The 26,253-nt window shown below is 67.6% G+C and carries 25 protein-coding genes; 15 read left to right on the top strand and 10 right to left on the bottom strand.

Features of this window, described 5'->3' with window-relative positions:
- Window positions 1–10: 10 nt before the first annotated feature.
- Window positions 11–970, bottom strand: a complete 960-nt coding sequence (locus AC5RW2_RS14535) for an NAD-dependent epimerase/dehydratase family protein (protein WP_493963319.1) — start codon at window positions 968–970, stop codon at window positions 11–13.
- 171 nt (window positions 971–1,141) lie between these two features.
- Here AC5RW2_RS14535 and AC5RW2_RS14540 point away from each other — a divergent pair, with 171 nt between their 5' ends.
- The 3 genes from AC5RW2_RS14540 to AC5RW2_RS14550 all read left to right on the top strand — a co-directional run bounded on the left by AC5RW2_RS14540 (window position 1,142) and on the right by AC5RW2_RS14550 (window position 3,563).
- Window positions 1,142–1,891, top strand: coding sequence for a TetR/AcrR family transcriptional regulator (locus tag AC5RW2_RS14540; RefSeq protein ID WP_493963320.1), 750 nt, complete (start codon window positions 1,142–1,144; stop codon window positions 1,889–1,891).
- Window positions 1,892–2,044: 153 nt separating this feature from the next.
- Window positions 2,045–2,449, top strand: a complete 405-nt coding sequence (locus AC5RW2_RS14545; RefSeq protein ID WP_493963321.1) for a hypothetical protein — start codon at window positions 2,045–2,047, stop codon at window positions 2,447–2,449.
- Between the two features lie 121 nt (window positions 2,450–2,570).
- Window positions 2,571–3,563 (top strand): universal stress protein, encoded by a 993-nt coding sequence (locus AC5RW2_RS14550; RefSeq protein ID WP_493963322.1) that lies wholly within the window; start codon window positions 2,571–2,573, stop codon window positions 3,561–3,563.
- Window positions 3,564–3,592: 29 nt separating this feature from the next.
- Here the strand turns inward: AC5RW2_RS14550 and AC5RW2_RS14555 are convergent, their stop codons facing one another.
- The gene (locus tag AC5RW2_RS14555; protein ID WP_493963323.1) at window positions 3,593–5,167 is read right to left on the bottom strand and encodes an FAD-dependent monooxygenase; all 1,575 of its coding nucleotides are present in this window, start codon (window positions 5,165–5,167) and stop codon (window positions 3,593–3,595) included.
- 123 nt (window positions 5,168–5,290) lie between these two features.
- Between AC5RW2_RS14555 and AC5RW2_RS14560 the strand changes: the two genes are divergently transcribed.
- The 5 genes from AC5RW2_RS14560 to AC5RW2_RS14580 all read left to right on the top strand — a co-directional run bounded on the left by AC5RW2_RS14560 (window position 5,291) and on the right by AC5RW2_RS14580 (window position 10,746).
- A complete protein-coding gene (locus tag AC5RW2_RS14560; RefSeq protein ID WP_493963324.1) occupies window positions 5,291–6,802 on the top strand; it encodes a SulP family inorganic anion transporter in 1,512 nt (503 codons plus the stop codon).
- Between the two features lie 115 nt (window positions 6,803–6,917).
- A complete protein-coding gene (locus tag AC5RW2_RS14565; protein WP_493963325.1) occupies window positions 6,918–7,292 on the top strand; it encodes a TraR/DksA family transcriptional regulator in 375 nt (124 codons plus the stop codon).
- Window positions 7,293–7,526: 234 nt separating this feature from the next.
- Window positions 7,527–8,315 (top strand): DeoR/GlpR family DNA-binding transcription regulator, encoded by a 789-nt coding sequence (locus AC5RW2_RS14570; RefSeq protein WP_493963326.1) that lies wholly within the window; start codon window positions 7,527–7,529, stop codon window positions 8,313–8,315.
- Window positions 8,312–9,511 carry a galactose-1-phosphate uridylyltransferase gene (gene galT, locus AC5RW2_RS14575; protein ID WP_493963327.1) on the top strand — a complete coding sequence of 400 codons (1,200 nt, stop codon included), beginning with the start codon at window positions 8,312–8,314 and terminating at the stop codon, window positions 9,509–9,511. The genes AC5RW2_RS14570 and galT overlap by 4 nt, the downstream gene beginning before the upstream one ends.
- The gene (locus AC5RW2_RS14580; protein ID WP_493963328.1) at window positions 9,508–10,746 is read left to right on the top strand and encodes a galactokinase; all 1,239 of its coding nucleotides are present in this window, start codon (window positions 9,508–9,510) and stop codon (window positions 10,744–10,746) included. Before galT ends, AC5RW2_RS14580 begins: the two co-directional genes overlap by 4 nt.
- A 137-nt stretch (window positions 10,747–10,883) precedes the next feature.
- Here the strand turns inward: AC5RW2_RS14580 and AC5RW2_RS14585 are convergent, their stop codons facing one another.
- Entirely contained in the window at window positions 10,884–11,585 is a 702-nt protein-coding gene (locus AC5RW2_RS14585; RefSeq protein ID WP_493950910.1) for a TetR/AcrR family transcriptional regulator C-terminal domain-containing protein, read from the bottom strand.
- Window positions 11,586–11,768: 183 nt separating this feature from the next.
- Between AC5RW2_RS14585 and AC5RW2_RS14590 the strand changes: the two genes are divergently transcribed.
- The 4 genes from AC5RW2_RS14590 (at window position 11,769) to AC5RW2_RS14605 (ending at window position 16,677) form a co-directional block, all read left to right on the top strand.
- Window positions 11,769–13,166, top strand: coding sequence for a flavin monoamine oxidase family protein (locus AC5RW2_RS14590; protein ID WP_493963329.1), 1,398 nt, complete (start codon window positions 11,769–11,771; stop codon window positions 13,164–13,166).
- 3 nt (window positions 13,167–13,169) lie between these two features.
- Window positions 13,170–14,093 carry a universal stress protein gene (locus AC5RW2_RS14595; protein ID WP_493963330.1) on the top strand — a complete coding sequence of 308 codons (924 nt, stop codon included), beginning with the start codon at window positions 13,170–13,172 and terminating at the stop codon, window positions 14,091–14,093.
- 2 nt (window positions 14,094–14,095) lie between these two features.
- Window positions 14,096–15,637, top strand: a complete 1,542-nt coding sequence (locus AC5RW2_RS14600) for an APC family permease (RefSeq protein WP_493963331.1) — start codon at window positions 14,096–14,098, stop codon at window positions 15,635–15,637.
- Between the two features lie 134 nt (window positions 15,638–15,771).
- Complete coding sequence (locus AC5RW2_RS14605; RefSeq protein ID WP_493963332.1) at window positions 15,772–16,677, top strand: macrolide 2'-phosphotransferase; 906 nt, start codon at window positions 15,772–15,774, stop codon at window positions 16,675–16,677.
- Between the two features lie 68 nt (window positions 16,678–16,745).
- Here AC5RW2_RS14605 and AC5RW2_RS14610 read toward each other — a convergent pair whose 3' ends face one another.
- The 3 genes from AC5RW2_RS14610 to AC5RW2_RS14620 form a co-directional block, all read right to left on the bottom strand.
- Window positions 16,746–17,411 (bottom strand): hypothetical protein, encoded by a 666-nt coding sequence (locus AC5RW2_RS14610; protein ID WP_493963333.1) that lies wholly within the window; start codon window positions 17,409–17,411, stop codon window positions 16,746–16,748.
- Window positions 17,392–17,913, bottom strand: a complete 522-nt coding sequence (locus tag AC5RW2_RS14615; RefSeq protein WP_493950904.1) for a MarR family winged helix-turn-helix transcriptional regulator — start codon at window positions 17,911–17,913, stop codon at window positions 17,392–17,394. Before AC5RW2_RS14615 ends, AC5RW2_RS14610 begins: the two co-directional genes overlap by 20 nt.
- Before the next feature lie 113 nt (window positions 17,914–18,026).
- Window positions 18,027–18,788: a DUF1353 domain-containing protein gene (locus AC5RW2_RS14620; RefSeq protein ID WP_493963334.1), complete on the bottom strand. Its 762-nt coding sequence runs from the start codon at window positions 18,786–18,788 to the stop codon at window positions 18,027–18,029.
- Window positions 18,789–18,913: 125 nt separating this feature from the next.
- Between AC5RW2_RS14620 and AC5RW2_RS14625 the strand changes: the two genes are divergently transcribed.
- The gene (locus AC5RW2_RS14625; RefSeq protein WP_493950902.1) at window positions 18,914–19,402 is read left to right on the top strand and encodes an NADPH-dependent FMN reductase; all 489 of its coding nucleotides are present in this window, start codon (window positions 18,914–18,916) and stop codon (window positions 19,400–19,402) included.
- 55 nt (window positions 19,403–19,457) lie between these two features.
- On the top strand, window positions 19,458–20,696 hold the full coding sequence (locus tag AC5RW2_RS14630) for a hypothetical protein (RefSeq protein WP_493963335.1): 1,239 nt from the start codon (window positions 19,458–19,460) through the stop codon (window positions 20,694–20,696).
- Between the two features lie 60 nt (window positions 20,697–20,756).
- On the opposite strand, the gene AC5RW2_RS14635 is transcribed toward AC5RW2_RS14630, so the two are convergent.
- Window positions 20,757–21,314 (bottom strand): histidine phosphatase family protein, encoded by a 558-nt coding sequence (locus AC5RW2_RS14635; RefSeq protein WP_493963336.1) that lies wholly within the window; start codon window positions 21,312–21,314, stop codon window positions 20,757–20,759.
- A gap of 161 nt (window positions 21,315–21,475) precedes the next feature.
- Here AC5RW2_RS14635 and AC5RW2_RS14640 point away from each other — a divergent pair, with 161 nt between their 5' ends.
- Window positions 21,476–21,616 carry a hypothetical protein gene (locus tag AC5RW2_RS14640; RefSeq protein WP_493945203.1) on the top strand — a complete coding sequence of 47 codons (141 nt, stop codon included), beginning with the start codon at window positions 21,476–21,478 and terminating at the stop codon, window positions 21,614–21,616.
- A 55-nt stretch (window positions 21,617–21,671) separates the two neighbouring features.
- Here AC5RW2_RS14640 and AC5RW2_RS14645 read toward each other — a convergent pair whose 3' ends face one another.
- From AC5RW2_RS14645 to AC5RW2_RS14655, 3 genes are all read right to left on the bottom strand, one after another.
- Window positions 21,672–25,073: a DEAD/DEAH box helicase gene (locus tag AC5RW2_RS14645; protein WP_493963337.1), complete on the bottom strand. Its 3,402-nt coding sequence runs from the start codon at window positions 25,071–25,073 to the stop codon at window positions 21,672–21,674.
- A 112-nt stretch (window positions 25,074–25,185) separates the two neighbouring features.
- Window positions 25,186–25,614, bottom strand: a complete 429-nt coding sequence (locus AC5RW2_RS14650) for a hypothetical protein (RefSeq protein ID WP_493963338.1) — start codon at window positions 25,612–25,614, stop codon at window positions 25,186–25,188.
- A gap of 191 nt (window positions 25,615–25,805) precedes the next feature.
- Window positions 25,806–26,201, bottom strand: coding sequence for a hypothetical protein (locus AC5RW2_RS14655; RefSeq protein ID WP_493963339.1), 396 nt, complete (start codon window positions 26,199–26,201; stop codon window positions 25,806–25,808).
- Window positions 26,202–26,253 lie beyond the last annotated feature (52 nt).

Raw genomic sequence — 26,253 nt, forward strand, 5'->3', positions numbered from 1 at the left:
GAGGGCCGGTTCAGGCGGCAGAGCCTGCTTCCTGCCGGGACGCTAGGCGGCCGCGCCACCAGTTCACGGTCTCCGCTGCGGCCTGGTCCAGTGGAGTCGGCTGGAGCCCCAGGAGTTCTTCGCTCCGCGCCGAGGACATCACGAACGGTCGCTCGAACTGGTAGTTCATCTCCGCCAGTTCGCGCATTCCGGCGGCGAAGGGGCCCACGCCGCGCAGCAGCCAGCCCGGGATGGAGCCGACCCTGGGAGCGGGAGTGCCGGCGGCCCGGGCATACGCCTCGACGATGCCGCGCTGCGTGACGGCCGGAACGGTCGGGGCATGCAGCACCGTGTTCCATACCTCCCGGTTGCCGGCGGCGGCAATCATCGCAGCGGCCAGATCCGGAACGTAGGTGAAGGAGTGCGGCTGGTCCGGCTTGCCCAGTACCCGGATGGTCTTGCCGGACAGCACCAGCGGCACCATGCGCTCGCCGGCATGCGCGTTGAGCACATGCGGTCCGAAGAAGTCCGAGGCCACCACGCTCACGGTGGGCGTGGTCGACGCAGCCCGGCCGGCTAGCAGCGCAGTGCGCACGCCGCGTTTGCCGCCGTCGGCCCGGCGAGGACTGTCTTCAGTCATCACCTGATCCGGCCGGTCGTAGGAGTAGAGGCTCTCCGGAAAGACCACCACCGCTCCCGCCCGTCCGGCCGCGGCCAGGACATTCTGCTCGGCCGCCGGCAGTTCGGCCTGCCACGCAGCGGCACTGTAGGCGCTGCCGTGGATGCAGTGGAAGACCGCGACAGCGCCGGCGAAAAGTTCGTCCAGCTCGCCCGGACGGGAAACGTCCACGGACCGGCGCTCCACCAGTGGGTGGACCGGCCCGCTGCCGGAGCGGGTCAGGATCCGCACGCGGTGGCCCTGCCCGGCCAGTTGCTCGGCGACGGTGGTGCCAACAGGGCCGGCTCCGGTGACGATGTAGAGGTTGCTCATGGTGATGTTCCTATCCGTGGTTAAAGTCGGGTTCGTTGCGGCGTCGACGGGCGTCTCGGCAATTCCGAGAGCAGTGCTCTCGGCAACTACTGTGGACCCGGGTGCCGTGCTTGTCAAGAGCAGTGCTCTCGAAAGTTGACAGTGCTCTCGCCAGTGCGGCAGGATCAGGGCATGGCCGGCACCCCGCGCGAACGCGCCCGCGAGCAAACCATCAACGACATCGTCCGAATCGGCCGCGAACAGCTGAGCCAGGTGGGCGCTGCGGCGTTATCGCTGCGCGCCGTGGCCCGTGAACTCGGCGTGGTGTCTTCTGCGGTCTATCGCTACGTGGCCAGCCGGGACGAGCTGTTGACCCTGCTGGTGGTGGAGGCCTACAACGAACTGGGCGAGACCGTGGAGCAGGCGGTCGCGGCTGCCGGAGAGCACAACGCCGGGGCCAGGTTCCGTGCGCTGTGCCGAGCAGTACGGGAGTGGGGCCTGCGGGAACCGGCCCGCTACGCCCTGTTGTTCGGGTCGCCGGTGCCCGGGTACCAGGCTCCGGCCGAGCGCACCACCGGTCCCGGCATCCGGGTGGTCTCCGCGCTGGTGCGGATTATCGACGACGCCTACGGGGAAGGTGCGATCACGGCGCAGCCCGAAGCGGAGGGGGCCGGACAGCAGCCGGCGCGGCAGGAAGCGGTGGAGCATGAAGCCGTGCAGCATGAAGCAGGCCTGCACCGTGACCTCGCCGCCATCCGCCGGGAGATGGGTCTGACCGCTCCCGACGAGCTGGTGGCCCGCGGCGCACTGGTCTGGACGGCGCTTTTCGGCGCCGTGAGCTTCGAAGTGTTCGGCCAATACGGGCGGGAAACCTTCACAGAACCCGCGTCCCTGTTTGAACACCATCTGGACGTGTTCGCCGGCATCCTCGGCCTGCCCTAGCGCGCACGGTGGTCGACCAAGCGAGCGTCAGCGAGCGCGTGGAGGCCGGAGTGGCGGCCGGCTGCAGCACCGCCGTCGTCGTTGCTGCGCCGGCCGTGCAATGTTCAGCAAAATTTTCCCCGGAGAATCCGCCGGGTGGCATACGATCTGTCCATGCCAGATCTTGCCACGTCCATCGGCTTGGTGACCGAAGTGCTGACGTGGGCTGCGCTAGTACCGGGCGTGCTGTTGCTGTTGGTGGCCGCGGTGCTGCGGCTGGCCGGGATCCGCTGGCACAGTGCCGACGGCGTGGCGTTCGACGACGGCCGCCGCCGGGGCGTGCGCTGGTTCGACACCCGGCACGGGTTTTTGGAAGGTGTCTTCCCGACCGGATCCAGCTCCGACGTGGCGGCCGGCTCGGACGTGCTGGTTTACTACGACGCCCGCCGGCCCGACCGGTGGCAGGTATCCGAGCCTGAACCGCCGGGCAAAACCGTGCTGCTGCTGGGCAAGATCCTCACGGCGGTTGGCGTGTTGTCCGCCGTGGTCGGGCTGCTCGCCATGGTGCTGGCCGGATAGAAGACCGGTTCACGGGGCGCTCGCCCTGCGACTGTGCCCCTGCTGCCTGCCCGCCGCCCCCATGGGTCCCTAGTTGCCACCACACCTACTCAGCGCCGCCGGCTTCCCCTAGGGTGGGGGCATGGAAGAGGTCGTCCTGGTGGGATTCGACGGCTCGGAAACCAGTGGCCGGGCACTGGACTGGGCGCTGTCCGAGGCGCAGTCCCGGGGCTGGCCGGTGCGGCTGGTCACCGTGGTTTCGACCGCCGGGGTTGATGATCCGCAAGTGGACCACCAGTATCTGGCGACCGCCCGGCGCGGCGGGGAAGGCGTGCTGCAGACGGCGCTGGACCGCGCGGGAGCCTTGGGGCTGCGCGCCGAAGGGCACGTGGTCTCCGGGGATCCGAGCGAGGTGCTGGTGGACGAGTCGGCATCCGCCGGGCTGGCCGTGGTGGGCAAGCGCGGCCGCGGCGGCTTCGCCGGCCGGCTGCTGGGCAGTGTCTCCTCCGGACTGGCGGCCCACGGAGAATGTCCCACAGTAGTGGTGCCGGAGCGGTGGACACCCGGGAAAACGGCGGCTGAAGTCGACGACGACGCCGCTGCGGCCCTGCCCGTGGGGCCGGTGCCGTGGCTGGTCCCGTCGCCACAGGGCGGAACAGACCAGGGGTTGCATCCGCCGGACCCCAACGAGAAGTTCAGCTACGCCGGGCAGGTAGTGGTCGGTGTTGATGCTGCGGGCAGCTCCAATCCGGCCTTGTGGGCAGCCGCCGAACTAGCCGTCCGGCGTGCCAGCCCGCTGCGGATACTGTCCGCCCGGGCGCCGTTCTACCGCGACTCGCTCTGGCTGGACAATGCGGCAGGGGCGCAGCGGTTCCGCGAGGAAGTCACAGCCGAACTGGACGCTGCGCTGGGCGAAGTTCAGGGTCGCTATCCGGAGCTGGATGCCAGCTGGAACTTCTACCTCACCAAACCCGCCGAGGTGCTGATCCATGCCACCCGCACTGCCGGATTGATGGTGCTGGGCACCCGCGGCCACGGCGGCTTTCCCGGCCTGTTGCTCGGCTCGGTGAGCCAGGCCGTGCTGCACCATGGAATGTGCCCGATGATGGTGGTGCCCAAAGGCGTGCAGGTCTAGCCGGCTGTTCCGCCGGAGTTGGCATTCGGTCAGACTTTGACCGATCGGCGTCCGCGGCGCAGCGCCTGGCTGAACGTTGACACGGCGTAGCTGGGCACCGCCTGGGCCGCAACAAATCCATCCGGCCGGACCAAGTACAGTTGCTCCGGATCCAGCGTCGTGTTCCCGTTGCGCGGCAGCACGTGCATGGTCAGTCCCAGTGCCGACTGCACATGATTGACGACGGCGGGGCCCGGCTTACCGTATGAGTGCACCTGCCACTGCAAGCTGCGCAGCGTGTCGAAGTTGCTGCCGGTGTAGGGCAGCCGCCGTCCCACCACCTTGCCGCGCCGGCCACCGGACGCTTCCTTCGCGTCGGGGCTCATCCAGTAGTGGATCCGGGTCTGCGACAAGTAGCCGAACATGCGGGAAGCGCCCCGGGACCGCGGCACCACCCGGGTGACCACCGGAATCAGGAACTGCAGGGCCCACTTCCGGGCGGCGATGGCCCAGGGCGCGGTCGACGTGATGAACCCGAACACCCGGTCCGTGGTTTGCAGCAGCCGCACCGCGACCGGCCGCCGCTCGGCCTGATAACGGTCCAAGTAGGAGTCCGCGGCCCTGCCGCTCAGCACATCGGCGAACTTGAACGCCAGATTATGCGCGTCCTGCAAGCCGGTGTTCATGCCTTGCGCGCCTACGGGGGAGTGGACGTGCGCGGCGTCACCGGCGAGGAACACCGGACCGTCGCGGAACTGCCCGGCGATCCGGTGATGCACGCGGTAGGTGGAGAACCAGTTCGAGCCGCCGTAGCCGACGTCGAAATGGTGAGCCAGACGCTGCCGGATGGCCTCCTCCGAAACCTCCGCACCGCCGTCGTTGGTGGGTCCCAGGGAACTGACGGAGGGATCTGGGACCACCCCGATGAGCCGCTCGTGGCCGGGGCCTGCCATGGGGAAACCCAGCAGGAAGTCGTCGACGCCGGCGCGGATGTTGACCGAGCCAGGGGACAGGCCGTGGACGTCGGTGGCGTCGCAGACGAAGAACGTGTGCGGGCTGGTGGATCCCTCGAAGACGATGCCGCGGCTGGTGCGTACGGTGGACGAGGCGCCGTCCGCTCCGACACAGTAGCGGGCGCGGACCACGGCCTCGCCGTCCGGGCCTATTAGTTTGGCCCGGACCGGGTGGTCCGGGCTCGGAGTGCCGTCCGCGATGTCCAGCTCGCCCAGCCGGTGCTCCCAGAGCACTTCGCCGCCCAGTGCCTTCAGATTCCGCAGCAGCAACTCTTCATTCTTGCTTTGTTCGTAGAAGATGACACCCGGGAACGGCGTGATGCCACGGCCCATTCGACCCAGCGGGATCCGGCCGCGCGGCCGCGGCCCGAAGCCAATGATGATGGACTCAGCCAAGCTTCCTTCGGCCACAACCGTCTCGGCGAGATCCAGCTGGTCGTAGATTTCCATGCTCCGCGCTTGGACGCCCAACGCCCGCGATTCCCGGGTGGGGCCCGATTTGCCGTCCGCGATGATGTGCTTGATGTCCAGCTTGGCCAGCCAGTTGGCGAGCATGAGGCCGGTGGGGCCGGCCCCGATGACCAGCACGTCGGTCTGAAGTTCGGCTGCCATGGCGTTACCTCCTGAAACCGAGGGTACCGCTGGCGGCGCGGCAGCGGCAGGGGATCCAGCCCTGGTGGTCGGGGTCCGCCGGTAGAATTGATCGGTCCCCCGCAAGAAGATCGGAGCCCACTGGTGCCTACCACGACCGCGCAGCCGGACCTGACCCCCGAGGAGCGCCAGTCCGTGCTGCGGACGCTCACATCGCCGCGGCTGCTGAAGACGGAAGTGCTCGGCGGATTGGTGGTTGCGCTGGCCCTGATCCCGGAAGCCATCGCTTTCTCCATCATTGCCGGTGTCGATCCACGGGTGGGACTGTTTGCGTCGTTCACCATGGCGGTGTCGATCGCGTTCCTCGGCGGGCGCCCGGCGATGATCTCCGCGGCCACCGGTGCGGTGGCCTTGGTGATCGCCCCGCTGGTTGACAGCCACGGGCTGGACTATCTGGTGGCCGCCGTGATCCTGGCCGGGGTGTTCCAGGTGCTGCTGGCGCTGCTCGGGGTGGCCAAGCTGATGCGGTTCATTCCGCGGCAGGTGATGGTGGGCTTCGTCAACGCGCTGGCCATCCTGGTGTTCATGGCGCAGGTGCCCGAACTCTTGGGCGTTCCGTGGCTGGTGTACCCGCTGACCGCTCTGGCGCTGGTGATCGTTTTTGGCCTGCCGAAGCTGACCAGCGCAGTGCCCGCGCCGCTGGTGGCGATCGTGGTGCTGACGCTGATCACGGTATTCGCGTCCGTCGCCGTGCCCACGGTGGGGGACAAGGGCGAACTGCCGGACAGCCTGCCCGTACTGTTTCTACCGGACGTTCCGCTGAACATGGAAACGCTTCAGGTCATCTTCCCGTATGCCTTGGCCATGGCCTTCGTGGGGCTGCTCGAATCGCTGATGACGGCCAAGCTGGTAGACGACATCACCGACACCCGTTCGTCCAAGACCCGCGAGTCCTGGGGGCAGGGGGCGGCCAACATCATCACCGGCTTCTTCGGCGGGATGGGCGGCTGCGCGATGATCGGCCAGACCATGATCAACGTCAAAGCCTCCGGCAGCCGGACGCGCATCTCCACGTTCCTGGCCGGCATGTTCCTGCTGATCCTGGTAGTGGTCCTGGGCGATGTTGTGGCGCTGATCCCGATGGCCGCGCTGGTGGCCGTGATGATCTTCGTGTCCTGGGCAACCTTTGATTGGCACAGCATCAAGCCTTCGACCTTGAAGATGATGCCGAAGAGCGAGACCGCCGTCATGCTGGTCACCGTCGTCGCCACGGTGGCAACCAACAACCTCGCCGTTGGCGTGGGCCTCGGTGTGCTTACCGCCATGGTGCTCTTCGCCAACCGGGTGTCGCATTTGGTGACGGTGGAGCGGACGGTGTTGGACCTGAACGGCGAAGAAACGGCTACCTACGTGGTCGACGGCGAGTTGTTCTTCGCGTCTTCGAACGACCTCTACACCCAGTTCGACTATGCGCTGGACCCGGCCCGCGTGGTCATTGACATGCACGCTTCCCATCTCTGGGATGCCTCCACCGTTGCAGCGCTGGACGCGATCACCGAGAAGTACCGCCACCACGGAAAGGATGTGCAGATCATCGGGCTGAACTCCGCCAGCGTGGCCATGCGCGAGCGGATGGCGGGCAAGCTCAACGGCTGACCCGGCAGTCGCCCGGCCTTTTGACCGGGTGACCGCGCCGCGTCGGCGGCAACGGCGTATTCTAGGGGCACTCCGGTTCGGAAACCGCCGGACTGCGCGACGATGGGAGGCCAGCATGAGCGACCAGCTAACCCGGGACGAGGTAGAGCATTTCGCTGCCTTGCTGGATGCGCGGGAGGCGTCCGACCGGGAACAAGTTGAACGTCTTACCGTGGACATCGCGGAAGTCACTGCGGCGACCCGCGACATCCCGGCCGACGACGAACACGACCCGGAAGGTTCGACGGCCACACTGGAACGGGCCCGCGAGGTAGCCCTGCTGGTCAGCACGGAAAAGGCGCTGGCCAACATTGCCGCCGCACGCGCCCGGCTGGAGGCCGGAACCTATGGCCGGTGTACGTCCTGCGGCAACACGATTCCGCGTGAACGGCTGGAGATCAGGCCGGAAGCGCAGTACTGCGTCAGCTGCGCAGCGAAACACCGCAACTGAAGCGTTGCCGGTGCAGTTTCGTCCAGCCGCGAGTGGACTGAACCGCGTGGCGTTATCTGGCGGCTGTAGCCTCGTGGAGGCGGCCTGAGCCGCTGTTAGCCATCTAGGCCCGCGCAAGGAAACAACGACGCCGGTGCCCCGCCTCATGAAGGCGGGGCACCGGCGTCGTTGTGCTCTCCTGTGCTACTTTGAGGGAGAAAGTGCGGATTTGATCGATCTGTGGGAGGCCCGTCCATGCTGGCACCGGAACGGCGGCGCTACCTGCTGCAGGAACTCAGCGTCCGCGAGACCGTCCGCGTCTCCGAAGTGGCGCACACGCTGAGGGTATCCGAGATGACCGTGCGGCGGGACATCGACGCGCTCGACGGTGAAGGCGTGCTGCGCAAGGTGCACGGCGGCGCCACCAGGCTGCGCGGCACGCAGGAGGCGGAGCCGGGCTTCAGCGTCAATCTGGGCCGTCAGCGGCAGGCGAAGCTGGCGATCGGCCGGGCCGCACGGGAGTTGCTGCGGCCGGGCGCCACGATTGCCATCTCGGCCGGCACCACCACGTATTGCCTGGCCGGCCTGCTGGCCGGACTGGAGGGGTTGACCGTGGTCACGAATTCGCTGACCGGGGCGGACGTGGCCCGACGCTCCACCGGCGGCGAGGCGACGGTGATCCTGACCGGTGGCGAGCGCACGCCGTCGGAAGCACTGGTGGGTCCCGTTGCCACCGCGGCGATCCGGTCGCTGCACGTGGACATCTGCTTCCTGGGCGTGCACGGCATCCACCCCGACGGCGGACTCAGCACACCGAACCTGGCCGAGGCGGACACGAACGCCGCGCTCGCGGAGTCGGCGGACCGTCTGGTGGTGCTGGCCGACCACACCAAGTTCGGCATCCGCGCCCTCGCCCCGATCGTCCCGCTGGCTGCGGTGGACACCCTGATCACCGACGCGGGCATCCCGGACGAGGTCCGCGCAAGCTATGCCGAACTCGGCGTCAACCTGTTGGTGGCCGCCGGAACGGGGGAGCCGGCGTGACGGAACAAGACGCGCCCACGGCGGGCACCGCCGTCGTCGTTCCGGAAGGCCAAACGGTCACCGCGGTGACCAGCACCCGGCTGGCGGACGGCAGGGAACTGCTGTATTTCGACGACGGCGCGCAGCCGGTTCCGCGGTCCGCGCCGGACACCCGGGATCTTCCCGAGCGGCCGCCCGCCGGGGAACTGCGCTACGACGTGGTGACGGGGGAGTGGGTGGCGCTGGCCGCGCACCGGCAGACCCGCACCTACCTGCCGCCGGCCGACGCCTGCCCGCTGTGCCCGAGCACACCAGAGTACGCCTCCGAAATTCCGGCCGCGGACTATCACGTGGCCGTGTTCGAGAACCGGTTTCCCTCCCTCGGTCCGGACCTGCTGGCGGTGCCGGAGCAGCCGGAATGGGGCCGGACCTATCCGGCCGGCGGGCGCTGCGAAGTGGTCTCCTTCACCTCGGCGCACACCGGCTCGTTCGCCGGGCTGGACACCCGCCGCGTGCGGACCGTGATCGACGCGTGGGCACATCGGACCGCGGCCCTGAGCGCGCTGGACGGGATTGCGCAGGTGTTCTGCTTCGAGAACCGCGGGGCGCAGATCGGCGTGACGCTGCACCACCCGCACGGACAGATCTATGCCTATTCCTACCTGCCGCCGCGCGGCGCGGTGATGGCGGCGGCCGCCCAGCAGCACTTTACGGCTTCCGGCGGGAGGGAGACGCTGACCGGGTCGGTACTGGCGAAGGAGCGTACCGATGGCACGCGGATGGTGCTGGAGGGCGAGCACTTCAGCGCCTACGTGCCGTTCGCCGCGCGCTGGCCGCTGGAAGTGCATCTGGTGCCGCACCGGCAGGTGGCGGACCTGGCCGGGCTCACCGGCGCGGAGCGGGACGAACTGGCGGAGCTGTACCCGCAACTGCTGGCCCGTTTCGACGCGCTTTACGACAGCCCCACTCCCTACATCGCCGCGTGGCACCAGGCGCCCGTGGACCCCGCGCTGCGCGAGTCGGGCTACCTGCACCTGCAGCTGACCTCACCGCGCCGGGCCGCCGACAAGCTCAAGTATCTGGCCGGATCCGAAGCCGCGATGGGCGCCTTCATCAACGACACCCTGCCCGAACAGGTGGCTGCGACGCTGCGCGGGGCGGGTGTCGGGAATGATGCGGACACCGGGAGCGGCGCAGTCGCCGGGAGCGGGCAGTGAGCGCTGGCGCTGCCGTGAGCTCCGGCGCCCTGGCCGCCCGCACCGCCGAGGCTTTCGCCGCACGGTTCGGCGGCGCGCCCGCCGGAGTGTGGGCCGGGCCCGGACGGGTGAACCTGATCGGTGAGCACACCGACTACAACGGCGGCTTTGTGCTGCCGTTTGCCATCGACAAAATAACGACGGCGGCGCTCGCCGTGCGTGATGATCGGACCGTCCGGGTGGCCTCCGCGCTGGCCGGGGCCGAGGCCGTGGAAGCCGACCTGGAGCACCTGCGTCCGGGCAGCGTGACCGGCTGGGCGGCCTATCCGCTGGGCGTGGCTTGGGCGCTGGAGCAGGCCGGCGTTCGGTTGCCCGGCTTCGACCTGCTGGTGGACTCCGACGTCCCGGTGGGCGCCGGGTTGTCGTCGTCGGCCGCGCTGGAATGCGCCGTCGCGGTGGGCCTGGCCGAACTGGCCGAGGAGAGGCTGGCCGAGGCGGGGGTGGCCGGAGCGGGGTTGGCCGGAGCGGGACAGAATAGGCGGGCGCTGGACAGGCGGACGCTGGCGGGCGTCGGACGCCGGGCCGAGAACGAGATGGTCGGCGCCCCCACCGGGATCATGGACCAGTACGCCTCCCTGTTCGGTTCCGCCGGGTCCGCCGTCTTCCTGGACTGCCGCAGCGAAGAAGTGCAACTGGTACCGCTGGACCTGGACGCCGCCGGTCTGGTCTGCCTGGTCATGGACACCAAGGTGTCGCACGCCCACGCCACCGGCGACTATGCCAGCCGCCGCGACTCCTGCACCCGGGCAGCGGAAACCTTGGGAGTGCCGCTGCTGCGCGACGTGCCGATCGACCGGCTGCCCGAAGCACGGCAGTTGCTCGACGACGAGACCTTCCGCCGCGCCCGGCACATCGTGACCGAAAACCAGCGGGTGGTGGAGACTGTTCAGACGCTGCGAGCCGAGGGGCCTGCCGCCATCGGCCCGCTGCTCGAAGCCAGCCACGTTTCCATGCGCGACGACTTCGAGATTTCCTGTCCCGAACTGGACCTGGCCGTGGACACCGCCCGGGCCAACGGCGCCTTGGGCGCACGGATGACCGGTGGAGGATTCGGCGGCTCAGTCATCGCCCTGGTCCCGGAGGGTGATGTCGGCGCGGTGCGGGACGCGGTCCTGCGGGCTTTCGCTTCCGGCGGCTTCCGGCGACCGGAGTTGTTCACGGTGCACCCGGCCGACGGAGCCCGCCGGCTGCTGTAGGCCGCCGCTCCACCCACCCAAATCGACTATTCAGATAACGCCCTTTTCGAGCCTGAAAAGGGCGTTATCTGAATAGTCGATGGCGATGTGAGGGGAGACGGGCTCAGCTGTGTCGACGTCAGGCAGCTGTGCTGAGTTTAGGCGGACTGGGCGGCTTTGAGCTGCGCCTGCAGGCCGGCGATCAGAGCCTCCAGTCCCAACTGGAAAGCGGCGTCGGCGGCTGAGCCGGTGTCGCCGAGATCCTGCGACCGCACGGCGGAGGTGAACACCGGGTTGGCCTCGGCCAGTTCACCGGATTCGAAGATGTCTGCGGGGGCCGTCACGTCGAAGGCCGCACCGAAAATAAAGGACTCCAGGGCCACGATCGCGGGCACCACTTGAGGCTCCGGCCAGCCCGCCTGCAGGAAGCCGGCGGCGACGGCCTCGTACATGGCCAGCGTGTGCGGGGCACCAGTGACGGGCAGTACCGCGATGACCGGAATCAGCGGGGCATGGTGAGTAAAGACGTCGCGGTAGGACCAGGCCCAGCGGCGCACGGCGTCCGTCCACTCCAGCTCGGCAAAGCCGGCTACATCAACGCGCGCCATCAGGTGGTCCTGGAGCAGCAGCAGGACGTCGTGCTTGGAGGCCACATGGTTGTATAGCGCTGAGGGTGCAACGCCAAGGCTCCGGGCCAGGCCGGACATGGTGAGTCCTTCATAGCCGCGCGCTTCGATCAAGCTGAGCGCCGCCGTCGTCATGAGTTCCTTGGTGATCAGCTTCTCGGTGGGACGGCCGGCCGGTCGGTGTCCGTTCGAGGGAGGGGCAGGGGCATCGTCGCGCGCCGAGCGTGTTGTCACGACAAACTCCTCTTCCTTGTCCGCTCGGGGCTGCGGCGGTACAACCCGTGTAACCATCCTACGCAACGCTTTTCAAAATCCTGTGGCGCCGGTTACAGTTGTCGCTAAATGAATGCTGTTCATTTAAGCGGAGGCCGGCAACAAGCCGCGGCCCGCAGCAGTACGAACGGGAGTTGAACAACAGTGAGCAAGTTGAAGCGGGACGTAGTGGTGATCGGTGCCGGACCTTCCGGGCTGACCGCAGCGCGCGATTTGAAGCGGGCAGGCCTGTCCGTCGCGGTGCTGGAGGCACGGGACCGCGTGGGCGGCCGCACCTGGACCGATGTGGTGGACGGCGCCGTGCTTGAGATCGGCGGCCAGTGGGTGTCGCCGGACCAGTCGGCCCTGCTGGAGCTGCTGGAGGAGCTGGGCCTGGAGACCTACAGCCGCTACCGCGAGGGGCAGAGCGTCTACCTGGATCCCGCTGGCGAGGCCAAGCGCTACACCGGCGCCATGTTCCCGGTCAGCGACTCCACCGAGGCGGAAATGAACCGGCTGATCGGCCTGCTGGACGCACTGGCGGCCGAGGTCGGCGCCGAGGAGCCATGGGCGCATCCGCGGGCGCGTGAGCTGGACACCATCTCCTTCCACCACTGGCTGCGCCAGCAGTCCGCTGATGAGGAAGCCTGCAACAACATCGGCCTGTTCGTGGCCGGCGGCATGCTGACCAAGCCCGCGCATTCATTCTCCGTGCTGCAGGCGGTACTGATGGCTGCGTCGGCGGGTTCGTTCAGCAACCTGGTGGACGACGACTTCATTCTGGACAAGCGTGTGCTGGGCGGCATGCAGGAAGTGTCTGTCCGGTTGGCGGCTGAGCTGGGCGAGGATGTACTGCTGAACGCTCCGGTGCGCGCGCTGCGCTGGAGCGACGACGGCGTGACCGCCGTCGCGGACGGGGTCACCGTGGAGGCGCGCTATGCCGTGATGGCCGTGCCGCCGAACCTGTATTCGCGGGTTTCCTTTGAGCCGCCGCTGCCGCGCCGGCAGCACCAGATGCACCAGCACCAGTCGCTGGGCCTGGTGATCAAGGTCCACGCGGTCTATGAGACCCCGTTCTGGCGGGCCGATGGCCTCTCCGGCACCTGCTTCGGTGCCGGGTCGGTAGTGCAGGAGGTCTACGACAACACCAACCACGGGGATTCCCGCGGCACCCTGGTCGGCTTCGTCAGCGATGAAAAAGCCGACGCGATGTTCGAGCTCAGCGCGGAAGAGCGCAAGGCCGCAATCCTCTCCGCCATTGCCGAGTACCTGGGCCCGGCGGCGCTGGATCCTGTGGTCTACTACGAGTCGGATTGGGGATCCGAAGAGTGGACCCGCGGCGCCTACGCCGCCAGCTACGATCTGGGCGGGCTGTCCCGCTACGGCAAGGACCAGCTGGCGCCGGTGGGACCGATTTATTGGTCCTGCTCCGATCTGGCCGGCGCGGGCTACCAGCATGTGGACGGGGCCGTGCGAATGGGGCACGCGACTGCAGCCCGCATCCTTGCGGAAGCAGCAGCGTCCCGCGGCGAACTGGCCGCTGCCACCGGACGGAAGGGCTAGGGCGTGCGCAGGTACGTTGTTGCCTACACGGCCACCGACAGCGGACGTGAAGCGGTCAACCTGGCGACGGCGTTGGCGCGCCGGCAGGGCGGCAGCCTGGACCTGGTCATGGTGCTGCCGGAGTCCTCGCCGTACTCCGGCGCCTACCCGCGGCCGGAATCCGGATATGACGCGATTCTCTCCGACCAAATCCAGGAATGGCTGGCCGAGGGGCTGAGCCTGGTTCCCGACGACGTGACAGCCCGCGCCCATGTGCGCCCTGCCGAATCGAACGCGGAGGGCCTGATTGCCGCGGCCGAGGAATTCGGCGCCGCGCTGATCGTAATCGGCGCCGGACGCAACAGCGTGTTCCGCCGCTTCAGCGTGGGAACCGTAGCCAGCGGACTGCTGCATGCCTCGACCGTGCCGGTAGCCCTGGCGCCCCGCGGCTACCGCCGCACCGAGCCGATCAGCCGGATCACGGTAGGGGTGGGCAGCCGGGCCGGCGCCGACGACGTGCTGCACGTTGCCCTGGATGCGGCCCAGCGGCGCGGACTGGAACTGCGCCTGCTCTCACTGGTTGCCCTCGATTCGTCCGACCCAGACGCCGCGTCACGTGCCGAAACCCACGTGAAGGAGCGGCTGGCCCACGCCGAGACCTTGCTAGCAGGCCAGGTTACGGCGCACGTTGCGCAGGGCCGCTCGATCGAAGACGCCATCGATGCGCTGGACTGGGACGAAGGGGAGGTCATGCTGATCGGCTCCAGCCGGCTGGCACCTCAGAGCCGCCTGTTCCTCGGTGCTACCGCCAGTAAGGTGCTGCGCGCCCTGCCGGTGCCGATGGTGGTGGTGCCGCGCGGCTACCGGAGCGCGCCAGCAGTCACTGACAACCCCGGGCTGTCCAATGCTCCGGTTCTTTCCGACGACGACGGCCACCAGGAGGCATGACCATGACCAGCACCGTTGAACGGGCCGCAAAAACCGCGGGCGGATTGAGCCGCAAGGGATTGAAATCGGGGTCGGTCGGGTTGCTGGGCGCCGTCGTCATCGGTGTCTCCTGCATTGCCCCGGCCTACACGCTGACCGGGGCGCTCGGCCCCACCATCGCCGAAGTGGGCGTGCACCTGCCGGCGATCTTCCTGGTGGGCTTCATCCCGATGCTGCTGGTTGCGCTGGGCTACCGGGAATTGAACAACGCCATGCCGGACTCCGGCACCTCGTTCACCTGGGCCACCCGGGCCTTCGGCCCCTGGGTGGGCTGGATGGGAGGCTGGGGGCTGATCGCCGCTACGGTGATTGTGCTGTCCAACCTGGCGGCGGTAGCAGTGGATTTCTTCTACCTGATGCTCGCCCAGCTGACCGGCAACGAGGCGCTTGCCGACCTGACCAACAACCTCCCGCTGAATATCGCCACCACCTGGGTGTTCATCGGCCTGGCCTGCTGGATCTCGTACCGGGGCATGGAGACCACCAAGACCTTCCAGTATGTGCTGGTGGCGTTCCAAGTGGTGGTGTTGATCTGGTTCGCGGTAGCAGCCTTCGGCCATGTGTCCGGCGGTACCGCTTTCGACGCGCTGGAAATCACCCCCGACTGGTTTAACCCCTTCGGTGTGGAGTCCTTCTCCGCCTTCGCCGCCGGCATTTCGCTGTCCATCTTCATCTTCTGGGGCTGGGACGTCACCCTGACCATGAACGAGGAGACGAAGAACCCGGAGAAGACCCCGGGCAGGGCAGCAACGGCGACCATCCTGGTGATCGTCGTCATCTACATGACCGTGGCACTGGCCGTGCTGGCCTATGCCGGCGTGGGCACCGAGGGGCTCGGAGCAGGCAACCCGGACAACCAGGAAAGCATCTTCGCTGCACTGGCCGGGCCGGTCATGGGGCCGTTCGCCATCCTGATGTCGCTGGCCGTGCTTAGCAGTTCGGCGGCCTCGCTGCAGTCCACGTTCGTCTCGCCGGCCCGGACCATGCTGGCCATGGGACACTACAAAGCGCTGCCGGCCGGCTACGGGAAGATCAGCCCGCGCTTCAAGTCGCCCAGCTACGCGACCGTCGCCGCCGCGATTGCCGCCGGCGGGTTCTACACCGTGACCCGGGTGCTGTCCGAAAACGCGTTGTGGGACACGATCACCGCGCTGGGCATGATGATCTGCTTCTACTACGGCGTCACCGCGCTGGCCTGCGTCTGGTACTTCCGCGCCGAAGCGTTCGCCTCGCTGCGGAACTTTGGGCTGAAGTTCCTGGCTCCGCTGCTGGGCGGGATCATCCTGCTGGTGATGTTTGTGCAGACAGCCGTCGATTCGCTGGACCCCGACTACGGCTCCGGCTCCTCCATCGGGGGAGTGGGCCTGGTGTTCGTGCTCGGCTGTGGCGTGATCCTGCTCGGGGCTGTGCTGATGGTGCTGATGTACAGGCGCAACCCGGAGTTCTTCCGCGGCGCCACCCTGCGCAGGGGGGTCGCGGCGGACGACCTGGCGGACCGTTACTGACCCAAGGACTGCCAACGGCGGTGCCGCATCCCTTTGGGGGTGGGGCACCGCCGTTGTACTTCGCCAGACTCGTTATCCATGGCCCCAAGATGCCTTCGTGGCTACAGTGGCACCGAGGTTCAAGGAAGGTGCCCATGATCACTGCGGACGAATGCACGCCGGACTACGTGGCCGATCTGGCTTCCCAGAACGGGATGATGATCCAGCCGAAATCCGTGCGGTTCAATGAAGCCGGGCTGGACTACCTGGTGGCCTTCGCCACGGCCAAGGACGGCAAGAAGTGGGTGCTGCGGATTCCGCGGCGGCCCGACGTGTCCGCCAAGGTTTCGGACGAAGCCAAGATCCTGGACCTGGTCAAGAACAAGATCTCCGCCGCGGTACCGGACTGGCGGATCCGGAACCGTTCATTGATTGCCTATCCCGAACTCCCCGGCGAACTGGGCCTCACAGTCGAAGGCGGCGAAGCGGTCTGGCATTTCGACCGTGAGTCGCCAGCCTACTGCGCCTCGCTGGGGCGGCTGATCGCCCAGCTGCAGCGGATCAGCGCGGCTGAAGCGGCGGCCAAGGGCGTCCCGGTGCTGACTCCCGCCGAGGTGCGCGAAGAATGGCGCACCAACGTGGCCGCGGTCAGTGCAGAGTTCCACATTGCCGACGAGCTGATGGACCGGTGGAAGGCCTGGCTTGACGACGACAGCTACTGGCCCGACTTCACGGTGTTTACCCATGGAGAGCTCTACCCCGCCCATCTGCTGCTGGACGACGAATACGAAATCCGGTCAGTGCTGGATTGGACGACGGCGAGGGTCGGCGATCCGGCCGCGGATTTCAGCCTCCACCACATGATGTCCACCGCCGAAGCCTTCGACCTGACGGTCAGGGCGGTGCGGGACGCCGGCGGGCGGATCCCGGACCGGCTCGGAGAACACTGTGTGGAATTGGTGGCTGCCGGCCCCGTGGTCTACGCCATCTACGCGCTGCAAACGGGCCATCCCGATCACCAGATCACGGCTGCCGCCCTGCTGGATCCGTCCGGCGCGTGACCTGCGGCAGAGAAAGAAAATGACCGGCGCCCGTTCGCTGGCGCCGGTCATTGGTCTAGTGGGGCTGGCTACTTTTTGCGGCCCTTGCCCTTTTGGAGCGGATTGGCCTTGGTAAGCGGCCGGGCCGGAGCACCCTGGATGCCGTCTCCCGGGGTGGAAGCCTCGGCAGCGGAAGGTTCCAGCACCATGGCGGCGACTGCCGTCGCTTCCGCTACCTGTACGGCTGGTGCCGTGGGTGCGGAAGCCGGCCGCGCGCCGTCGTCGGTTGCTGCCTCTAGCTGGAGCCGGGCCGGAGCTGCGGGCAGTGCCGCAAAGATGTAATCTGCTACCGGTGCCGGGGCAGCGGAACCCTGGATCGGGCCGGCGGCGGCGGACGGAACGGGGCCAATGTCATCGGCGCGCTCGAACAGGGCACCGGTGAATCTGTCCGCGTAGCCCAGCCGCTTGGCAATCAGCCAGACGGACGCGCCGACAATGACCATGGTGGCTACCACCAGGATGCCCGTGCCGTAAATCCGCAGCAGTGCGTTGACCGGGGAGAGGGCATGGACCGGAGTGGTATCCAGCAGCCAGACGATGGACCAGAAGGCCGCGGTGGCGGCGAGGGTCAGCAAGGGGAACAGCAGACCGGCGGTACGGACTTTCCTGACCAGCATCTGCCGGGTGGCGGACAGCCGGGCAGAAAGCGAAAGCAGATCGTATTTGCCACCCTGCTCAAGAGCCTTTGATGACATCGCCTGTCGTGTTCCTTTCTGAGTCGGTTCGTTGTGAGGGTTCACCGCGCATGAGCTGCTCGGCAAAACGGGTAAAGAGTCGGGCAAAAGCTTCGCGGTCGTCGTCGGTCCAATCCGCCAGGATTTCATCGACGACGGCGGCGCCGGCCTTGCCGATGTTCCGGTGCATCCGTCGACCCGCCGTTGAGGCCGTCAGCAGGGTGGCCCGGCCGTCGTCCGGATCTGCCTGCTTGTCCACCAGCCCCTTGTCCTCAAGGCGGCGGACCTGCGGAGTCATGGTGGACTTGTCCACCCCTTGCTGCGTGGCCAGCTCCGAAACGCGGACCGGGCCCTTGTCGTCGATGTACTCCAGCAAGGCGACGTCGGTGGGTGTCAGCCCGGCTTCGCGCGGATCGAACAGCTGTTTCCGCGTGTCGGCATGGGAGGCCCAGCGCACCACCTGAGCCACGGCGTCACGGATCATGACACCCGGATCGGGCTGTTTGCGGGGGTTGGGGGGCATGTGTCAAGCATAGTCGATTCCGTTTGGTTGTGCCAATCAAACCAACTCGCCGTTTCGGGGAGGGTTTCGGAGGGTCGGTTTCGGCATTATCTGGCCATAAAACGTGAGCTGGATCATGGTGGGGGCGTCCTCGCCAGGGGGCCGACGACGGGTGGTGGGGTGGGGTGCTTGGCGAAGGGTTTGGTGACGGCCCACCAAGCGGATTCGCAGAGCCACAGCAGCAGTGAGCCGACGGCGGCTGCCGCGAGCACGGGGGAGAACAGGGCGAAGGCCGGGACCAGCACGGCAAGCACCGGCCAGTCTCGGGTCCACGCCAGGCACAGCACGGCGGTCAGCAGCACGGCTCCGGCCAAGGGCGCTAGGCCGGCACCGGCTGCGGCGAGCCAAGTGGCGGCGATGAACGCGATCGCGCCGACCGCGACCGACGCTGCCAGCAGCAGCCCGCGGGCCCTGGCATGTTCCAGGTAGGCCTGGATCGACACGGCCGCCCACATCAGCCGTGCACGCAACGCGGCAACTCCGGTATCCAGCAGGGCGCGGCGGAACTCCTCGTCGTAGACGCGGCGCCGCCGCAGCGCTTCCCCGGGCGGCAGCTTTGAGCACTCAGCCATCCGCTGGTCGTGCAGCAGGGCCGGGGCCGTCTGCCGACCGTAGCTGGCGATGAGGCCCCACATCCAGGTGGGCACCGAAGCCAAGTCCGTGGAGTTGTTCTTGAGCCCGGCGGAGAGATCGTGTGCTTCAATCCGCACGATGCCGGAAGCTGCATCCGCTTGGTAGTAGATCGGCTGCGCCAACTGGAAGCACCGCTTGGTGCGCTGGACCAAATGGATAGCCGTCAGGGGTTCGGTGGCAGCGGCGTCCTGGTAAAACGGCATGCGGCCAGTGTGGCATCCGGGGCAGACGTTTCCTATGGGCAACGTGGGGTAACACGGCGCCACGAGCCGCAATCACCACGGCTTGTGCTGGCGAACAAGCCCCCCGGCGCGGTAGCGTCCGGACCATGACCGTGACAGTTGTGGCAGGAAACCCCAAACCCGGCTCCCGGACGCTGGCCGCCGCCGGGCAGTTGGCCGAACAGATCACCGGTGCGCCCGCGGACCACGTGGTGGATGTGGTGACCTTGGGCCCGGGCCTGCTGGGCTGGGGCGATGAGGGCGTGGCCAGTGCCGTCAAGACGGTGCAGGGCAGCGAACTGATCGTCGTGGCATCGCCCACCTTCAAGGCCACCTACTCCGGTGTGCTGAAGTTGTTCCTCGACCAGTTCGCCACCGGTGACGGGCTCGCCGGTGTGGTGGCTGTGCCGCTGATGCTCGGCGCCGGCCCGGCCCACGCGCTGGCGCCTGAACTGCTGCTCAAGCCGGTGCTGGTGGAACTGGGCGCCACCGTCCCGGTCCAGGGTTTGTACCTGAACCAGGAGTCCTGGCAGGACCCGGAAAGCAGCGCCGCCTGGCTGGAGAAATGGCGTCTGGTGATCCAGTCCCTGCTCTGACCGCCCGGCAAACCCGGCAGTTACCATCGCGGCGAGGGCATGGCAGACTCGTGGCATGAGTCCTGTGAGCCGCAAGCGCAAGCCGAAAAAGCCGAAGAACCGGCAGCCCGGCTCCGGCAAGCAATCCGGGCCGGGCGGCGATCCGCTGCTGGAGCTGTACGTCGAGCTGGAACGGCCCTTCGCCGACACACTGGAGACGGCCAGCCCGATTGAAGCCCACTCGTTGGGCGGCTACCTGTTGGATCTGTGGGACACCCAGGACGACACCGGCCGGCAGCGCCGCAACGAACTGTTCTACGCGTGGCTGGATTTGGCCGAGGACCGCAACGGCCCCGCGGCGGTGCCGATGCTGCGCGCGCTGGCGTTCCTGATCGACCGTCCGGAGATGCGCCGCGACGCCGAAACGCTAGCCGACCGGCTGGTGGCGGACGGCTTCACCGAACCGGAGTGGGCTAAGCACCCGGTGACGGTGACGGCGCTGCACCGCTACGCGGACGCCTACGGCGACGAAGCCAACATGTTGTTCGAATTCACGGCCGGCAACGAAAAAGTGGGCCTGCTGGTGCTGCTGGACGGCAACATTTTCGGCGGGACGGTGATGGAAACCGGGCTTGTGGACGACCCGGCGGCGGCGCTCAGGGACCTGAATGAGGACGCCCAGGAAGAAGGCCTGGTGCTCGACGCCGACGCCGACCTGACCGGCACCGCGCTGGACGCGTGGGAAGGGCTGGACGCCTCGCTGGACCTGCCCGAACACATGGTGGACGAAGACTTCGGCGCCCGCCGCTGGGTAGCCCAGGCCTGGCTGCGCACCATCATCCAACTGGCGGACGAGACGGAGGACGAAAGCGAAGACTGGCTCTCCGACGAGGACTACGCAGAGCTCGACGACGCCGAGGCCGGGACCACCTCCGACGCCACGCTGCAGCACCGTGGCGCTGAACCGAAGGCCGGCGGCCTGGAAGCAGAGATCGAGGCGCTCCGGCAGGAGGAAATCGACGAGATGGCCGGCCGCTATATGCGGGAGACCGGACGCGAATCAGCGTCGGAACTCGGCATGGTGAACCTCATCCTCGGCTACAGCTGGGATTACGACGGCGGACGGTTCACCCGGGTGAGCCCGGTCAAATTGGATTTGATCAGCGAAACGCTGATGGCGGAAGGCGGTATGGAGCCGGTTGACCCCGCCGAACTCATCGCGTTCCTGCACCGCTGGGTGGACTGGTGCGCCCCGCGCGAAGAGCTGTCCGAGCACGCCGTGGCAACTCTGCATCAGCGGTTGGACGGCGAGTAGGCCGACGCAGGCCGACGCCGACCGGGCCAAACCGTCCGGGAACCGCACGCCCCGCCGTCGTCAGGAGCTGGCAGCGGCCAGCTGGTCCGGATCCGCGCGGTAGCCGAGCACCACGTCCGGGTCCAGTTCAATAGTTTCACCGTTGAGGATGTGGTCCCGGGGTGTTCCGTGCAGCACGTTCAACGTGAGCCGCAGGATGGTCCCGTGTGCCACCGCGATGATGTTTTGTTCCGGGTAGGTGCGGAGCAACGCCTGCAGCCCGGTGACACCGCGGACGGCCACGGCTGCCTCCGGTTCGGCCTGCCGCATTAGTTCGTCGATGAGCGGCCGGTCCATGCCGCGCAGCACTGTGCCTTCGATCCCGCGGTAATCGCGCTCGACGAGTTCCGGGACCGTTTCCGCCAGTTCCAAGCCCAGTCGGCTGCCGATGATCTGCGCGGTTTCCACGGCGCGCCCCAAAGGCGAGGACACCAAGACGTCCCAGCCGCCCGCGGATAGCGAGGTGCCGGCGTCGTGCGCCTGCTGCCTGCCCAAGCTGTTGAGCGGCACGTCGGTGTGTCCCTGCAGCCGGCCCGCTGCATTCCAATCGGTCTGTCCGTGGCGTACCAGTGCCAGCACTCTGCCCCCTCTATCCGGTGGACGGGACGGCCCGTGGCGACGGACAACCCCGGCTACCACCATAGCCCGACGCCGGTCCGCAGAGCCGACGGCGGTGGACGTGACTGGAACCATGGTCCGGGATGCCGCGGCCCCGGCGCGGACAGGGTTATCTTTAGTCCGTGGTCAAAGTTGTGGGAATCATTCAGCCGGTCGAAACCAAGGAATTGTCGGCCGAGGGCGAGTCCTATGCCGACGCCAGAGCCGCCCTCGAAGCGCAGGTGCCGGAGGGCTGGCGCTTGCTGCAGATCATGACTCAATAGCCCCGGCCATCCCGGCCTTCCCGGCCGTCCCGGCCATGCCGGTCCATAGCCGGCTCTAGTCGCCGAACAGGCCGCGGATGTCGGTGGCCGTGAGCTTGGACGAGAACATGGCATCGTCTTCGAGCACCGAGGAGATCAGCTTGGCCTTGCGCTCCTTCAGGGCCATCACCTTCTCTTCGATCGTTCCGCGGGCCACCATCCGGTAGACCATGACGTTCTTGGTCTGGCCGATCCGGTGGGTGCGGTCCACGGCTTGGGCCTCGGTCGCCGGGTTCCACCACGGGTCCAGCAGGAAGCAGTAGTCGGCCTCGGTCAGGTTGAGGCCGAAACCGCCGGCCTTGAGGCTGATCAGGAACACCGGCGCCTTGCCGTTCTTGAACTTTTCGATCACCTCGGCACGGCGCCGGGTGGAGCCGTCCAGGTAGCAGTATTCGATGCCGGCCGCGTCCAGCTCCTGGGCGGCCTTCTTCAGATAGCTGGTGAACTGGCTGAAAATCAGTGCCCGGTGGCCCTCGCCGATGACGTCTTCGAGTTGCTCGAAGAGCACGCCGAGCTTGCTGGACGGGACGGAGGCGTACTTCGGATCCACCAGTGCCGGGTCCAGGCTCAGCAGCCGCAGCAGGGTCAGCGACTGGAAAATGGTGAACCGGTTCTTGTCCATGTCCTCGACCAGCCGCAGGACCTTCTGCCGCTCGCGCTGCAGGTGCGTGTCGTAGATCCGCCGGTGCTTGGGCGTCAACTCCACCTCCAGGACCTGCTCCTGTTTCTCCGGCAGGTCCCGGGCCACCGCTTCCTTGCTGCGGCGCATCATCAGCGGCTTAATCCGGCGGCGCAGTTTCTGCAGCAGCTCGGAGTCTTGGCTGCGTTCGATCGGCCGCTGATATTGGTCAACAAACCGCACGGCGGACGGGAACAGTCCGGGCGCAACAATGGAGAAGATGGACCACAGCTCCATCAGGTTGTTTTCCATCGGCGTGCCGGTGATCGCCATCTTGAAGGGCGCGCGCAGATCGCGGGCACACTGGTGGACCTTGGTGGCGCGGTTCTTCACGAACTGCGCCTCATCCAGGATCAGCCCGGCCCAGTCCGTCTCCTGGTAGGCCTCGAAATCCAGCCGGAACAGCGTGTAGGACGTGACCACGACGTCGGCTTCCGCAGTGATTTCCGACAGCGGGCGGCGGCCGCGCACCTGCGTGTCGGTGATGCCCTCGATCTTCAGGTCGGGCGCGAAGCGCTGGCTCTCATGGACCCAGTTCGACACCACGGAGGTGGGCGCCACGACCAGGAACGGGCGGGCGACTGCCGGCTCGCCGCGCTGTTTGGCATGCAGCAGCAGGGCCAACGCCTGCAGCGTCTTGCCCAGCCCCATGTCGTCTGCCAGCACGCCGCCGAGCCGGTGCCGCCAGAGGAAGGCGAGCCAGTTGAAACCTTCGGCCTGGTAAGGCCGGAGCTCGGCTTTCAAACCGGCCGGCAGCGGAGTCTGTTCCACCGACTCCAACGCCAGCAGGCCGTGGACCGATTCGCGCCAGGTGCGGGCTTGTACGGTTTCGGTGGCGACTTCCTCCAGGTCTTCCCAGAGCGAGGCCTGGTAGCGGCTGATCTGCAGTTCCCCGGATTCCCGGTCCTGCATCTGCCGGGCCTCGTCCACCAGCTGGCGCAGACGGTCGAACACCGGCTGCTCCAGCGACAGGTAGGACTTGTCCACCAGCAGCAGCCGGGTCTGGCCGCGGGCCAGCGCCTTGAAGATGTTTCCGAACGGCACGGTGCGGCCGGCAACGCGGACCATCACGCCGAGGTCGAACCAGTCGCTCTCCTCCGTCTCCACCGTGCTGATGGTCAGTTCGGGTGCTTCGGTTAGCTCCTGGTAGTCGGGCTTTTCGCCCACAATGTCCACGCGCACGCCGTCGAGCTGCTCCAGCGCGGGCAGCGCATAGCGGGTGAAATCCACGGTGGCCATGTCCCGCAGGGTGCGCGCCGCCGTCGTGCCCACGCCCGGCACCGCCGTGGCGGCCTCCAGCAGGTCCTGCTCGGCGGGCAGGTCGCGGTAGTGGCTGCTGTCCGGTTCCTGGTCGACCGGAAACCGCAGCGGCTTGTCCCCGTGGCGGTACTCGATGTGCCAGCCGAGTTGCAGCACGTTGCCCTTGCGGTAGGAGGCCGTCAGTACCAGCGCCGGGGGAACGATTTCCGGGAAGCTGACCGATTCGTCGCTGCTGGCCACCGCGATCCGCTGGCTGAGCGCCGGATAGTAGCGCTCCATGAACTGTTCGACGTCGGCGGCCGGCACCGTCAGCGGTGTGCCGGAGAGCAGCAAATTCGCTTCCTGATCGGTGACGGTGTGCGCGGTGGGAGCCAGCGTGATGACGGTCTGGCCGGCGACGGCGTAGTGGTACACGCCGTGCGTGCCGACGATGCCGGCGGTCTCGACGGGAAGTTCCTGGCCGTCGATCCGCAGCGACGGGGTGAGGACCAGGTCGGCGCTTCCCGGGTGGTCGCCGGCGGCGTCTTCATGGGCCTCGGCGGCCGCCGGCGCCGCGCCGTTGAGGTGCGCGTCCAAGCCGATCACGGCTCGATCCCGGATTTCGACGACGGTGTCCGCCTTGGCGCCGATCAGCGCGATGCCCAGCCGCTTGGCCTCGGCGAAGAGCTCCCAGAGCAGCGGGCTGCTGAATTCGTCCAGGAAGAGCCAGTCGTTATCTTCGCCGAAGTAGGTCAGGCCAGTGGCCCGGTGCAGCGGCGCGAACTGGCTGAACCAGCGGTGCTGTTCGGTGTCCAGCGGCAGGCCGTAGGTCTTGTAGCTAATGGTGTTCCAGCGCAGTTTGCTGCGGACCCACCGGCCGGTCTCGTTTTGCAGCACGGGGCGGACCCCGACCCGCAGCCGGTTTCCGGCCTTGCGGGTCCAGCTCGGGCCCGCTGCCGTGGCCTCCGGCAGGGAGAGGCCCGAGGGCCGGTACTGGCGGTCGTTCCGGCGCCCCGGCTCCATCAGCTCGAACTGCAGCCCCAGTGCGGAGGTGCTTTTCGGTTTGGCCTTCGCCACTTTTCCGGTGCCGCCCTTGGCGCTGTCCGGCGTGACGCCGATCAGTCCTGCCAGCGAATCCTGCCAGCCGGCCTGTTCCGGTTCCGGCTCGCGGGCGAAGGCCTGGTTGGTTATCAGGTGCTTGCTGTTGCTGTTGAGGAGCACGGCGGCCACGTGCTTGCAGTCGGAACCCACCGGGCAGCTGCAGGAGGCCGAGGCCGGACGGAACTGACCGCTCTTGCCGGTCTCCAGATAGATCCGACAGCGGTACGGCAGCGCAGCGGTGCCGATGACTTTGGCGGTCAGGAGCCGGACGGAGGGGTCCCAGTTGAGTTCGGCCACGGAACCGTCGGAGGCATAGATCTTGCCGCGGGCAAAGGCGGCGCCGCCCACCAATTTGATGATTTCGCTGACGTCAACCAGCGGAAAAGTGTGTGCGGCCATGACCTCCATCATCTCACGGTGGAAGCGACGGCCGGCACGTGCGGCTGAGGCTGTGGACAGGGGGAGGAGGACAGGCTCGGAGCCCGGAAGCCGCCGAAGCGCCGTGCAAAAGCTAGGGGGTCTGCAGCACCATCGGTTTTTTGTCCTTGGAATCCAAAATCAGTGCCAAGGCGATGCCGAACATCCAGACGTCCTTGGCGTACGGTGTGCCCTCGGCGCTGGGGCGGATGTTGTCCTCCGTTGTCATGTGCGGCGTCTTGAAGTACATGGCCAGCAACGAACCGGAGAACGCGGCGAGAGCCAGGCCGGCCAACCTGCTGGGCACGAACGGCAGCAACAGCGCCGCCCCCAGGCCGGTTTCGCCGTAGGCCAGCAGTTTGCCGAATTTCTCCGGATCCATTTGCCTCAAGGAGGGAAACGCTCGGCTGCCCATCTCCTGCAGGGCGGCGGCAGTGTCCTTGTCCAATTTCTGTTTGCCCAGCCCCGAATTGAGAATGAACGCGCCGGTGGAGAGGCGCAACGGAATATGGCTCAGTTTCATCGGGAGTCCTCGAATCTGTGTAGTCCGCTGTCACGTCCGAGCCTACGGTTCCGCTACAACGTCCGCTAGGGTCACCGGTGGTCGACTGGTCTCTACTCGGCGCTGGCGCGCCTCCTTCGACCACCGACAGCGCCGCCGGTGGTCGACCAAGTGAGCGCCAGCGAACGCGTGGAGACCCCGGGGCGGAGCGCCTATTTCTTGGCGGCGCGGACCACCCGGGCCACGGCCCGGCCGGCGGTCCAGACCAAGGGAATAAGCACAGCCAACAGCGCAACGGTGTTGGGCCGGAACGTCGCGGGCCCGTCACCGCGCCCGGCGTAGACGCCAAGGGGCAGGGCTAGGCCGCCACCGCCACCGCCGGCGGCTCCATCGGCATCGCCGCCGCCGCCAAAACCGTACTGGACCCAGGCCACCGGCACCACGGTCTCGCCGCCCACCTGCAGCGGTTCGCCAAAGGTCCGGGCAACGCCCAGCGACTTGAGCTGTTCGGCCAGCCGTTCCGGTACGGAGGGGCCGCCAGGAGGCCGCTGCTCCTTACGGGATGACGGGGCAGATTCGGGCGAGGCGGATCCGGTTTCTGTGGGCATGGCCACATCCTAGTGGAACCGGCCGGGCCGCTGAATAGCCGGGTTTCCGACT

The organism is Arthrobacter sp. B0316-1-20 (assembly GCF_059091865.1).